This window comes from Mesorhizobium sp. M0571, from assembly GCF_040320985.1.
GTDB lineage: Bacteria > Pseudomonadota > Alphaproteobacteria > Rhizobiales > Rhizobiaceae > Mesorhizobium.
In genome coordinates, this window is sequence record NZ_JAMYQT010000026.1 from 26,301 (window position 1) to 38,390 (window position 12,090).

Sequence of the window (12,090 nt, forward strand, 5' to 3'; positions counted from 1 at the left end):
GCACGGCGATCTTCCGAATATAGAGGGCAGCCTTACTTCAGCTCCAGCAACCGCTCCAGATAGCTGCGCTCGATATCGGGGCTGAGCGCGTTACCGAGCCGCTTGCGGATCGCTTCGAGGATCTGGCGGGCGCGCTGCACGTCAATCTCGTCAGGCACTCTCACCGAACTTCCGTCATCGGGACCCTCGCTGGTGCGGGGCCGCCCGAGCGGGTCACGATCGGCATTCTGCTGGCGTCCGCCCTGCCCGTTGCCGCCTTGGTCGCCTTGCATCGCCTGCAATTGCTTCATCATGTCCTTGGCGCCCTTGCGCAAGGCTTCCAATGCGCGGCCCTGGTGACCGACGGCTTGGTCGCCCTCGCCCTCGCCGAGCGCCTGTTCGGCATTGCCCATGGATTTGCCGGCCTCGCCAAATCCCTCATTGGGGTCGAGGCCCATGCCTTCGAGGCCCTTCCTCAATTGTTCGAGCTCGCTCTGCAGCTTGCCCTGGCCTTCCTGCAATTGCTTCAGCGCATCGGCAAATTCCTGCGGCGTCATCGGCTTCGGCCGGCCGAGCGGATCGCGGTCGTCGCCCGGGCCGGGCTTGCCCTCTTCGCCCATCGGGCCTTGCTCACCGTTCTCGCCGAGCTGCTCGTCGCGATTCTGCCCGCGCTGTTGCTGGCCGCGCTGCATCTGATCCATACGGAAAGTGTCGTTCATCATCTCCTGCTGGCGCCGCATGATCTCGCCCAGCTTATCCATCTGCTGGCGCATCTCGCTATCCTGCTGGCCGCCTTGCTGCTGGCGGCCTGCCTGCAGATTGTTCATCATGTCCTGCAGCTCCGACAGCAATTGCTGCGCTTGGTCGCGATCGCCGGATTTCGCCAGGTTCTCGATCTGGTCCATCATGCGGTCGATGTCGCTCTGGCGCAGTTCCTGGCCGTTCTGCTGCATCTGTGGCGCATTTGGATTCTGCTGCGCCCGCGCTGCGAATTCCTGCAGGAACTGGTTCATCGCCTCGCGCAGTTCCTTCATCGCCTTCTCGATCTCTTGGTCGCTGGCGCCGTTCTTGATCGCCTCCTGCAGCGCCTGCTGCGCCTGGCGCAGCCGCTTCTCGGCCGCCGAAAGATTGCCTTCCTCAATGCCGAGCGCGATCTCCCAGAGGTAAGCGACCTCGTCGCGCAACTGGTCGTCGCTGTCGGCCATCTTCAGCCGGGTGCGGGCGCTCATGATGGCGAGGTAGTGCGTCATGTTGTCGAACGTGTCTTCGGGCCTGAGCGTGATCGCATCCATCAGATCGAGCACGCGATCCTTGCTATTGGCGTCGAGTGCCAGCATGCGGCGCTGCTCGATCAGCGCCCGCGCCAGCGGGTTGGAGAATGGCCGCTCCGGCATCACCAGCGTCTTGGTTTCGCTGGTTGCCGTGTGTCCGGCGCCGTCGGTGGCGACGAGCGACAGCTTGACGTTGCCACCGGCCCAGACGTGGTCGGTCAGATCCTTCGTCGTCCTGGCGGCATTGGCCTTGCCGCCGCGGCGCGGCAACGACAGCGGCATTTCCGGCGGGCCATAGAGCGGGTGCGCCTCGGGCGCCTGCGGATCGGCCAATGCGAAAACCGCCTTGGCGGAGGCCGCACCATAGTCGTCGTCGATCTGGTAGTTGAGTTCGAAGGCGCCGTTAACGGCGCGTTTCGGCTCGCCGACAAAGCGGATCTGCGGCGGCTTGTCCGGGATTATCGCGAAGGCCCAGCGGCCGAGGTCACCATCGCCGGATTGCAGCGTCAGCGTGCCGTCGGCCGTCAGCTTGCCGGCGAACTGGCGCACGTTGGAAGCCGTTGCCGTATTTGCCTCCGGCTTGGTGAGTTGCGGCCCGGTCGGATCGATGGCGCGGGTGTTGCCGCCGGCGTCGGCGTAGCTCAGCGTTTCCTCGCCCGAACCGCCGGTGACGCGCAGCGATATATCGCTGCCCTCCGGAACGGTGAAGGTTGGGGCCGCTTGATCGACGTTGTTGGCAAGGACTGGGTTGGCAAGAACCGGAGCTGTGAGGAATACCGGCGGCCGGCCGGTATAGGCCGGCGGCGTCACCCAGGCGTCGATGCGCGGCGGCACGGCGTCGCGCGCGGCACGGGCAACGAAGCCGTCACTCAGCCTGCCGCCCGACGGCCCGAAGGAGAAGGCAAAGGCGGTGACCAACAAAAGCGCTGCAACGGCGCGCAACGCCCACGGGTCATGCTCGGGGACGCGCGTGCGCGGCACGTCGCCGCCAAGGTCGCCCAGCCGGTCCGCCATGCGCCTCTGATGCTCGCGCCACAGGGCTTGCGAAAAAATGCTTTCCTTGCCGCTCGGGCGATCGGTCTGGACCTGCACCGGGCTGTGCAGCAATCGATTGGCCGCCTCGATGCGGCGGTCGACCTCGGCCCTGGATGGCGTGCGGAAGAAACGCAATGGATAGAGTGCGGCAAGCGCTGCGACGCCGAATGCCGTGATGAGACCGATCCGCGCCAAATCGGGCAAAAGCGGGAACAGGCCGAGCCACGAGATGCTGAGGAACAGGCTGGCGACGATGATCAGCGGCAGCAGCAACGGCCAGCCGCGCTCGACAATTATTGAGACCTGCGTCGCCAGCCGGCTCAAGGCAAGGCGCCCGGCCAGGCTGCGATGGCTGGTGAAGATGGGTCGTTGCGTCATCGGCCCTTCCTGGCCGGGCGGGACAGCCCGGACCTCACGAGTCTATCGCATGGACCCGAAAAGTCGATTTTCGGGAAGCACGATGCGAAGACCTAAAATCTTAGCGCGTACTTCGTGCATCCAGGCGGTTGCACGTCACCTAAGGATACCAACAAACACGGCGAAGGCGAGGCGGTTCCCCAAAACGTGAACAATAATGCCCCGGATATTGTCAGAATTTCGCCGGATTGGCGTTTGCGCCGCAGACCAGAACGGCAACGCGCTCGCCCGCAGCCGGCCTGTAGCGGCCGGACAGGAGCGCCGCGAAGGCGGCCGCACCGCCCGGCTCGGAGATGATTCGCACCCGGTCCCACAGCGCCGCCTGGGCGGCGATGATGTCGTCGTCGCTGATCAATATCGAGCGCTCGACGAAAGCCTCGGCGATAGGAAACATCATTTCGCCGACACGCTTTGGCGCGAGTGAGTCGGCGGCGATGCCCTCGGTCGGCGCATCGACGGGCCGGCCGGCCTCGAAGGCGCGATGAAGCGTCGGCGCGCCCTCCGGCTCGACGGCGATGATCCTGATGCGGCCGGAAAACCAGGCGGCGATGCCGCCGATCAGGCCGCCGCCGCCGACGGCGACCAGCAGCGTGTCGAGCTCCGGAAGGTCGGCCTCGATCTCAAGCCCGAGCGTGCCTTGCCCGACCAGCGTCTCCTCCTGGTTGAAGGCGTGGATCTGCAGCGCGCCGGATTTTTCGGCGAAGCTCTCGCTGGCGGCCAGCGCCTCGGCATAACGGGCGCCGCCGACGATCAGCTCGGCGCCGTAACCGCGGATGCGGTCCAGCTTGGCCGACGGGCTCACTTCGGGAACAAAGATGGTCGCCTTGTGGCCGAGTCGCATGGCGGCATAGGCGACGGCGGCGCCGTGATTGCCGCCGGATGCGGCGACGACGCCAGCTGCGGGAACCGGCCGTTCGAGGAGATTGGTGAACGCACCACGCGCCTTGAACGAGCCGGAATGCTGCAGGCACTCGAGCTTCAGGTCGATGCTGAGAGGCGGACGGCCGAAATCGGCCATGTCGACACGCAGCACCGGCGTGTGGCGCACGAAGGGCCGGATGCGGGGTTCTATCGCCGCAATGCGCTCGCGGGTGATCGTGTGGCCGTGCAGCATGCTTCGCCCCCAGAGTTGACATTCAGAGTTGACATTAATTAGTAACTTGGCAAAGTGCCTAAATGCAAGAGGTCGACGTCTTCAAAGCGATCGCCAACGAGCGCAGGCTGCAGATCCTCGATTGGCTGAAGGACCCGCGCGCGCATTTTCCGCCGCAGACGGACGGCGATCTGGTCGAGGACGGCGTCTGCGCGCTGCTGATCGCGGAAAAGCTGGGGATCACCCAGGCAACGCTCAGCGAGCATATGCGCGTGCTGACCCAAGCAGGGCTTTTGCGCAGCAAGCGCATCAAGCAGTGGATATTCTATCGCCGGAACGAGGACAGGATCGCCGAGACCAGGGCACTTATTCAGCACCGGCTGTAGCGTTCAGCACCGGCTGTAGCGTTGCAGGCGATCCATTTTTGTTTGACCACGATCGTTTCCGAAAACCGGTTCCCAGTTTTCGGGGTCATGATCTATTTCAACCAGTCAGGCACCGAATCCAGCCCGATCAGCTCGTCGTAGGTCTGGCGCGGGCGCACGACGTGGAAGCGGTCGCCGTCGACCAGCACTTCCGGCACCAGTAGGCGGGTGTTGTAGGTGCCGGCCTGGACGGCGCCATAAGCGCCGGCGGTGGCGACAGCGATCAGGTCGCCGGCCTTCAGCCGGGGCAAGTCGCGGTCGAGGCCGAGATAGTCGCCGGTTTCGCAGACCGGGCCGACCACGTCGACCTTCATGCGCGGTGCTGCGGCCGGCTGCTGCAGCACCGGCTTGATGTCGTGGAAAGCATCGTAAAGCGTTGGCCGGATCAGGTCGTTCATCGCGGCATCGACGACGAGGAAGTTCTTGGCGTCGCCCTCCTTCACGAAGATCACCTCCGAGACCAGGATGCCGGCATTGCCGACGATCATCCGGCCCGGCTCGAACATTACCTTCAGCCCGAGCTTGGCGACATGCTTCCTGACGATCTGGGCATAGGCATCGGGCAAAGGCGGCGGGTTGTTGTCGACCCGGTAGGGAATGCCGAGGCCACCACCGACATCGATATGCTCGATGGCATGACCGTCGGCGCGCAAGGCGCCGACCAGCTCCACCAGCAGGGCGAAGGCGTCGTCGAAGGGCTGCAATTCGGTGATCTGGCTGCCGATATGGGTATCGATGCCGGTGATCTTGATGCCGGGCAACTCAGCCGCGCTGGCATAGACCTTTCGCGCCTGCTGCCAGGGAATGCCGAACTTGTTCTCGGCCTTCCCAGTCGAAATCTTCTTGTGCGTCCTGGCGTCGACATCTGGGTTGATGCGCAGGGAGATCGGCGCGATCTTGCCCAGTGCGGTGGCGCGGGCCGACAGCAGCTCCAGCTCCGGTTCGGATTCGACGTTGAAACAGAGAATGCCGGCCGAGAGCGCAAAATCCATTTCGCGCGCAGTCTTGCCGACGCCCGAAAACAGGATCTTGCTTGCCGGAATGCCGGCGGCCAAAGCGCGGCGCAGTTCGCCTTCCGAGACCACGTCGGCGCCGGCGCCGAGCCTGGCCAGCACCTTTAGCACGGCCTGATTGGAATTCGCCTTCATGGCATAGCAGACGAGGGCGTCGAGCCCGGCAAAAGCTTCGGCGAAGACGCGAAAATGCCTGGTCAGCGTCGCCGTCGAATAACAATAGAACGGCGTGCCGACGCTGGCGGCGATATCTGATATCGCCACGTCCTCAGCATGCAGTGCGCCGTCGCGGTAGTCGAAATGGTTCACGAGATTGGTCCGAAAAATCAGAGCAGCGGGTCGAGGATGAATTTCTTGTCCTCGACAGGTTTTTCCGGCTCCGGCGGCAGAGGTTGCTTGGCCTTCTCGGCGTCCTTGCGCGCCTGCACGGCTGCTGCGTAGGGCGTATCGAGCGCAGCCTTCCTGCCGCAGGCCGCAACGGTGGCGATTACTGCCAGCAGCGTCAGCGTCACCAAAATCCTGCTTCCGGTCATCGTGCCATCCGTCCGAAACTGTTGCCCGCAGCCGCTTCTAGCCGAGTTTTGCGGCCATTGCACCCCGCGTCTTACGCCTTGGCGAGCCGCTTTTTCCAGTAGCGGATCTGTTTGCGCACCTCGGACGGCGCGGTGCCGCCGAAGCTGGTGCGGCTCTTTACCGAGTTCTGCACGGCCAGAACTGAAAACACGTCCGCCGTGACGCCTGGGTGAATGGACTGCAGATCCTCCAGCGAAAGCCTATCGAGCCCGATCTTCTTGTCCTCGGCCAGCGCCACCGCCCGGCCAGTGATATGGTGCGCCTCGCGGAACGGCAGGCCGAGCGTGCGCACCAGCCAGTCGGCGAGGTCGGTCGCGGTCGAATAGCCGGCGCCGGCGGCCTTTTTCATCGCGACAGTGTTCACCGTCATGTCGCGCACCATGCCGGTCATCGCCGCCAGCATCAGGTCGAGCGTCTCGGCCGCGTCGAATACGGATTCCTTGTCTTCCTGCATGTCCTTGCCGTAGGTCAGCGGCATGCCCTTCATCACCGTGAGCAATCCGACCAGATGGCCGGTGACGCGGCCGGTCTTGCCGCGCACCAGTTCGGCAGCGTCGGGGTTCTTCTTCTGCGGCATGATCGAAGAGCCTGTGGAGAAGCTGTCCGACAGCCTGACGAAGCCAAATTGCGGCGTCGACCAGATGATGATCTCTTCGGCCAGCCGCGACAGATGCGTCGCGCAGATCGCCGCCATCGCCAAGAACTCGAGCGCGAAATCGCGGTCCGAAACGCTGTCGAGCGAATTGCGCATCGGCTCGCGGAAGCCAAGCGACTTCGCCGTCTGGTGCCGGTCGATGGGAAAGCTGGTGCCGGCAAGCGCGGCCGCACCGAGCGGGCTTTCGTCCATCCGCTCGATCGCGTTGCGGACGCGAGACAGGTCGCGCGCAAACATCTCGACATAGGCCATGCAGTGGTGGCCGAAGGTCACCGGCTGCGCCGCCTGCATGTGGGTGAAGCCCGGCATCACCGTTGCGGCATGCTCCTCGGCCCGCTCCAGGAATGACGTGATCAGGCCCTTCAGCGCCTCGGCGACACGAAAGCATTCGTCCTTGACCCACAGCCTGAGGTCGACCGCCACCTGGTCGTTGCGCGAACGGGCGGTGTGCAGGCGGCCGGCGGCGGGGCCGATCAGCTCGGCCAGACGGGCCTCGACATTCATGTGGATGTCTTCCAGCCTGGTCGAGAACTCGAATGTGCCGGCCTCGATCTCTGCCAGAATCGTGTTCAGCCCGTGAGCGATTTTTTCTTGATCGGCCGCCGAAATAATGCCGGTTTGCGCCAGCATCTCGCTATGGGCGATCGAGCCGCGAATATCCTGCGCGTAGAGTTTGCGGTCGAACGAGATCGACGCGTTGATCGCTTCCATGATTGCGGCCGGACCCGAGGCAAAACGTCCGCCCCACATCTGATTGCTGGCCTTCTTGTCGCTCATCGCTATAACCCGTGCTCCGGAGCAGTTTTTGAAAAATGGCAGACGGCAATAGATTTTTCCCGGCTTTGCGTCTCATCCTCGCCGCTTTGGTTGCGGGCGTGCTGGCCGGCGCGGTCGCGGTATATGTCAGGGAAAGCGGTTCTGGCAACAACGCGCCCGCGCAAGTGGCTGTCGGCGGCGGCAAGGACGACCTTGCCTGCGCTGCCAAGACCGACCGTGCCAAGAAAATTGCCGCCGCTGCTACCGGCCAGGTTGCCGCGCTTTTGCCGGCGGATCCGCCGCTATCGCTGAAAAGCCTGGCCTTCAACGGCCCCGACGGCAAGCCGACGACGATCGCCGACCATGCCGGCAAAACGGTGCTGCTCAATCTGTGGGCGACATGGTGCGCACCTTGCCGCGCCGAAATGCCGGCGCTCGATGCGCTGCAGAAGGAGATGGGCAGCGATGCGTTTCAGGTTGTTGCTGTCAACGTCGATGCCGGCGACGATACCAAGCCGAAGAAGTTCCTCGAGGACACCGGCGTCAAGGCGCTCGGCTATTATCGCGATGCGACGATGGCGCTGTTCAACGACGTCAAGACGCGCGGCCTGGCGCTGGGCCTGCCGGTCACCATGCTGATCGACGCGGAAGGCTGCCTGATCGCGCACATGAACGGTCCGGCCGAATGGTCCGGGCCGGACGCCCGGCGGCTCGTCGAGACGGCGCTTCAGCCGGGATAGGCTCAGACCGTGCGCAGGCGCGGCTTCAGCACGGCAATGCTTGCATCGCGTCGGCTGGCGGTGCGGATTGCCGGAGCTGTCACGCCGGTCAGGTCGCCGAATGTCTCGATCGGAGCCGGCTTGCCGAGATGATAGCCTTGCCCGATCTCGCAACCCTCGGCGTCCAGGAACTGCAATTCGCCCGGCGTCTCGATGCCCTCCGCCAGGACCGGCAGGCCGAGACCGCGTCCAAGCCCCAGCACGGCGCGGACGATCGCCGCGAACTGGCCGTTCTTGTCGACCGATTTGATGAACGACCCGTCGATCTTGATCTTGTCGAAGGGAAACGCGCTAAGGTTGGATAGCGAAGAGTAGCCGGTGCCAAAATCGTCCATCGCCACATGCACGCCAAGCGCCTTGACCTGCCTCAAGGTTGCCAGCGCGCGCGGCATGTCCTTCACCAGGGCCGTTTCGGTGATCTCCAGTTCGAGCCTGATGGGTGCCAGGCCGGATCTCGCCAGGGCGTCGTGCACCTTGCGGCTGAAGTTCGGATTGTGAAGCTGCACGGCGGAGACGTTGACGGCGACCATCAGCGGGTTTGTCCAGCGAACAGCATCGTTACAAGCCGTCGTCAGCACCCAGTCGCCGATCTGGGCGATGGCGCCGCTGTCCTCGGCCATGGGGATGAAAACGGCCGGGGAAATATCACCCCGCTCCGGATGCTGCCAACGGACCAGGGCTTCGAAGCCGATCATCTTGCCGCTGCGAATCTCCTTCTGCGGCTGGTAGACGAGGTGGAACTCCTTGCGGGCGATCGCCTGGCGCAATTCATGCTCCATCACGCGCTTGTCGCGGGCCGCGGTGCCCATGGCTACCTCGAAAAACCGGTAAGTGTCCCTGCCCTCGGTCTTGGCGCGATGGAGTGCCGTATCGGCATGGCTGATCAGGCCGGCCTGGTCTTCGGCATCCAGCGGAAAGAAGGCGATGCCGATGCTGGCCGAGACAAGACCGTAGCCGACTGAAACTCTGTTTTCCTCCCGGATCGCAGCCAGCACATCCTCGGCTATGCGACCCGCGGCCAGTGGGTCGGGGAGGTTCGGAGCTATGATGGCAAATTCGTCGCCGCCGAGGCGCGCGAGCATCTGTCCGTGGCGCGGGATGCCGGAAATGCAGTGCGCCAGCTTCTGCAGCATGGCGTCGCCGGCGCTGTGGCCATAGAGGTCGTTGACTTGCTTGAACCGGTCGAGGTCAAGCAGCAGGAGCGCCAGATATCCATCCTTGCCGCTACGATCCATCGATGCGATTTCCGCTTCGAGCCGGGAAGAAAAGCTTCGGCGATTGGCAAGCCCGGTAAGTGGGTCGAAATGTGCGAGGCGGAGGATCTCTTCTTCCGCCTTTTTGCGCTCGCGGACGTCGCGAACGGCAAGCACTGTATGAGGCCTGCCGCAGTACGTGATCTTCCTGGCGATCAGCTCGACAGGAATTCTCGTGCCGTCGCTGCCCCTCAATTTCGCTTCCTGCGCCTGCTCGCCGAAGCCGGATATATCGGCTGTGCTCCGTTCGTCGAAAAGGTCGCCGAGCTGCATCGTGTTCAGGGTGGCTGTCGCCGTGCCCGTCAGTTTCGCCATGCTGTCATTGGCGCTGACGATGCGGGTGCCATCGCAAACGATCAGACCTTCGACAGCGGCATTGGCGAGATCGTGCATGCGATCGGCCTCGAGCTTCTGGCCGCGAAAACGCAGGTCGATCCACAGGGCGGCGCCCGACAGCACAAGGATTACCAGGCTGGCGACTGCTGCGGCAAACGCCTGGGAAACGGGGTCGATTGAATGTTCGGATATTTCAATCGAGGAATCCGGAAAGATCGACACTGCGGCCATCGCGATGAAATGCAAGCTGCAGATCGCCAGCGTCAAAAGCACGGCGCCGCCGAGCGTCGCGAGCGCGGATGGGCGACGCAAGACGACAAGAAGCGCCACTGCCGCGAGCGTCCCGCCGGCCAGAAGCGATATCGCGACAAGGGGCAGGTTCCACACGATCCGGCCTTCCACCTCGAATGCCGCCATGCCGATGTAGTGCATCGTCGCGATGGCGCCACCGAGAATGGCGCCGCCGACGAGGAAATGGTCGATGCCGCGGCGCAAGGTGGCAACCCACATCCCAAGCGCGGTCAGGATGACGGCGGCGGCAAGCGAAAAGGCGGATAATCCCGGATTGTATGCGTTTGGTATTCCCGGCGTAAACGCAGTCATGGCGATGAAATGCGTCGCCCATATGCCGAACCCGGTCGAAGTTGCGGCGATCATCAGCCAGACAAGCCGATTTCGGTCGGTCGATCGGCCGACATGCTTAAGGAGATTAACTGCTGAGAAGCAGGAAATGCCGCAGACGAGGGCGGCAAGTGCGACCAGTCTCAGGTCGTGCTGACTTACAATACAGTTATAGACCGTCAGCATCCTGGGTTCACTCGGTCTGCCAAAAAAACAGGGGAGGTGTGACTGATTAGCCCTTGGAGATTTTAACGAATGGTTAACCCGCGGGTCATGAGGCGGGTCTTTTCGGGGGAAACCAGACAAGTGCATGCCGCTCTGCCGAGAGGGGCGGTGGTGCAGTCCCCTGACGCCGCGCTTTCGGTAGCGAGCGCACTTTAGTCGGAAACGATGTTCATTGATCCGCAACAAAACCGTTGTCCGATTGTCATCAGCGCCACATATTGGCTTTGCGGAAGCGCCCCTTTCGCCAATGACAAACGGGAGATGAAACATGAAGTTCTTCGGCTTCGCGGCCGGTATTGCCGCCACCTTGACCCTGCTTTCCACCACCTCCGCCTTCGCCGTCACGCAGATCAGCTGGTGGCACGCCATGACCGGTGCCAACGCCGAGGTCGTCGACAAGATCTCCAAGGATTTCAACGCCAGCCAGAGCGACTATGAGCTCGTTCCGGTGTTCAAGGGCACCTATCCGGAGACGCTGAATGCGGGCATAGCGGCCTTCCGCGCCGGACAGGCGCCCGATATCCTCCAGGTGTTCGACGTCGGTACCGGCGTGATGATGGCGGCCGAGGGTGCGATCAAACCGGCGGCCGATGTGCTGACCAGTGCTGGGATGACCTTCGACAAGAGCCAGTATCTGCCCGGCATCGTCGGCTATTATTCGAAGCCGGACGGCACCATGCTGTCCTTCCCCTACAACTCCTCCTCGCCGATCCTCTACTACAACAAGGACATCTTCCAGAAGGCCGGCCTCGACGTGAACAGCCCGCCCAAGACCTGGAACGAGGTGTGGGAAGCTGCCAAGAAGATCAAAACGAGCGGCGCCGCCCCTTGCGGCTACACCTCGACCTGGCTGACCTGGATCCATCTGGAGAATTTCGCAGCGTGGAATGACGTGCCTTGGGCTACCCAGCAGAATGGCCTGGCCGGAGGTGATGTCGAACTCAAGATCAATGCGCCGATTTTCGTCAACCACTTCCAGGCGCTCGCTGACTTGGCCAAGGACGGCACATTCAAGTATGGCGGACGCACCTCCGAAGCCAAGCAGATATTCCTCGCCGGCGAATGCGGCATCTTCACCGAATCGTCAGGCGGCCTCGGCGACATCGTCAAGTCCGGCATGAACTATGGCATCGGCCAGCTTCCCTACGATACCGACGCCAAGGGCGCACCACAGAACACCACGCCGGGCGGTGCCAGCCTGTGGGTGTTCGGCAACAAGTCGGACGAGGAATACAAGGGCGTCGCGGCCTTCTTTGCCTATCTGTCCAAGACAGATGTGCAGGAATATCTGCACCAGAAGTCGGGATACCTGCCAGTGACGCTTGCGGCATACGAGGCGACTAAGAAATCAGGCTTCTATGACAAACACCCCGGCCGCGAGACACCCATCCTGCAGATGACGGGCAAGGCGCCGACCGACAACTCGAAGGGCGTGCGCCTGCCGAATCTGCCGCAGGTGCGTGATATCCAGAACGAGGAGCTCGAGAAGATGCTGGCCGGCCAGCAAACCGCTCAGCAGGCGCTCGACAATGCGGTCACGCGCGGCAACGCCGCGATCAAGGAAGCGCTGGAGAACTGACGGGATTATCTCGGTTAGTCGGTTGGAATATCGCCCACGCGAGCTCGCGTGGGCGATACCTGAATAGCGAGGGAAATCAG

The 12,090-nt window shown here is 63.2% G+C and carries 9 protein-coding genes; 3 read left to right on the forward strand and 6 right to left on the reverse strand.

Annotated features, from left to right (window positions below; translation table 11 throughout):
* Positions 1–32: 32 nt before the first annotated feature.
* Both NKI85_RS25630 and NKI85_RS25635 read right to left on the reverse strand, forming a co-directional pair.
* Positions 33–2,663: a TIGR02302 family protein gene (locus tag NKI85_RS25630; RefSeq protein WP_352528860.1), complete on the reverse strand. Its 2,631-nt coding sequence runs from the start codon at positions 2,661–2,663 to the stop codon at positions 33–35.
* Positions 2,664–2,874: 211 nt separating this feature from the next.
* Complete coding sequence (locus NKI85_RS25635; RefSeq protein WP_352528862.1) at positions 2,875–3,816, reverse strand: threonine/serine dehydratase; 942 nt, start codon at positions 3,814–3,816, stop codon at positions 2,875–2,877.
* 62 nt (positions 3,817–3,878) lie between these two features.
* Between NKI85_RS25635 and NKI85_RS25640 the strand changes: the two genes are divergently transcribed.
* Positions 3,879–4,181: an ArsR/SmtB family transcription factor gene (locus tag NKI85_RS25640; protein WP_023677929.1), complete on the forward strand. Its 303-nt coding sequence runs from the start codon at positions 3,879–3,881 to the stop codon at positions 4,179–4,181.
* Positions 4,182–4,273: 92 nt separating this feature from the next.
* Here NKI85_RS25640 and lysA read toward each other — a convergent pair whose 3' ends face one another.
* From lysA to argH, 3 genes are all read right to left on the reverse strand, one after another.
* Complete coding sequence (gene lysA / locus NKI85_RS25645; RefSeq protein ID WP_352528864.1) at positions 4,274–5,542, reverse strand: diaminopimelate decarboxylase; 1,269 nt, start codon at positions 5,540–5,542, stop codon at positions 4,274–4,276.
* 17 nt (positions 5,543–5,559) lie between these two features.
* Positions 5,560–5,766 carry a hypothetical protein gene (locus NKI85_RS25650; protein WP_352528866.1) on the reverse strand — a complete coding sequence of 69 codons (207 nt, stop codon included), beginning with the start codon at positions 5,764–5,766 and terminating at the stop codon, positions 5,560–5,562.
* Positions 5,767–5,837: 71 nt separating this feature from the next.
* On the reverse strand, positions 5,838–7,238 hold the full coding sequence (gene argH, locus NKI85_RS25655; protein ID WP_352528868.1) for an argininosuccinate lyase: 1,401 nt from the start codon (positions 7,236–7,238) through the stop codon (positions 5,838–5,840).
* A gap of 35 nt (positions 7,239–7,273) precedes the next feature.
* Here argH and tlpA point away from each other — a divergent pair, with 35 nt between their 5' ends.
* A complete protein-coding gene (gene tlpA / locus NKI85_RS25660) occupies positions 7,274–7,957 on the forward strand; it encodes a thiol:disulfide interchange protein TlpA (RefSeq protein ID WP_352528870.1) in 684 nt (227 codons plus the stop codon).
* A 2-nt stretch (positions 7,958–7,959) separates the two neighbouring features.
* On the opposite strand, the gene NKI85_RS25665 is transcribed toward tlpA, so the two are convergent.
* A complete protein-coding gene (locus tag NKI85_RS25665; RefSeq protein WP_352528872.1) occupies positions 7,960–10,392 on the reverse strand; it encodes a bifunctional diguanylate cyclase/phosphodiesterase in 2,433 nt (810 codons plus the stop codon).
* A gap of 307 nt (positions 10,393–10,699) precedes the next feature.
* Between NKI85_RS25665 and ugpB the strand changes: the two genes are divergently transcribed.
* Positions 10,700–12,010, forward strand: coding sequence for a sn-glycerol-3-phosphate ABC transporter substrate-binding protein UgpB (ugpB, locus tag NKI85_RS25670; protein ID WP_352528874.1), 1,311 nt, complete (start codon positions 10,700–10,702; stop codon positions 12,008–12,010).
* Positions 12,011–12,090 lie beyond the last annotated feature (80 nt).

Excerpts from the sequence above, each read along its gene's own strand:
- NKI85_RS25630 (WP_352528860.1), bottom strand. The coding sequence starts at position 2,663 with ATGACGCAACGACCCATCTTCACCAGCCATCGCAGCCTGGCCGGGCGC.
- NKI85_RS25635 (WP_352528862.1), bottom strand. The coding sequence starts at position 3,816 with ATGCTGCACGGCCACACGATCACCCGCGAGCGCATTGCGGCGATAGAA.
- NKI85_RS25640 (WP_023677929.1), top strand. The coding sequence starts at position 3,879 with ATGCAAGAGGTCGACGTCTTCAAAGCGATCGCCAACGAGCGCAGGCTG.
- NKI85_RS25650 (WP_352528866.1), bottom strand. The coding sequence starts at position 5,766 with ATGACCGGAAGCAGGATTTTGGTGACGCTGACGCTGCTGGCAGTAATC.
- argH (WP_352528868.1), bottom strand. The coding sequence starts at position 7,238 with ATGAGCGACAAGAAGGCCAGCAATCAGATGTGGGGCGGACGTTTTGCC.
- tlpA (WP_352528870.1), top strand. The coding sequence starts at position 7,274 with ATGGCAGACGGCAATAGATTTTTCCCGGCTTTGCGTCTCATCCTCGCC.
- NKI85_RS25665 (WP_352528872.1), bottom strand. The coding sequence starts at position 10,392 with ATGCTGACGGTCTATAACTGTATTGTAAGTCAGCACGACCTGAGACTG.
- ugpB (WP_352528874.1), top strand. The coding sequence starts at position 10,700 with ATGAAGTTCTTCGGCTTCGCGGCCGGTATTGCCGCCACCTTGACCCTG.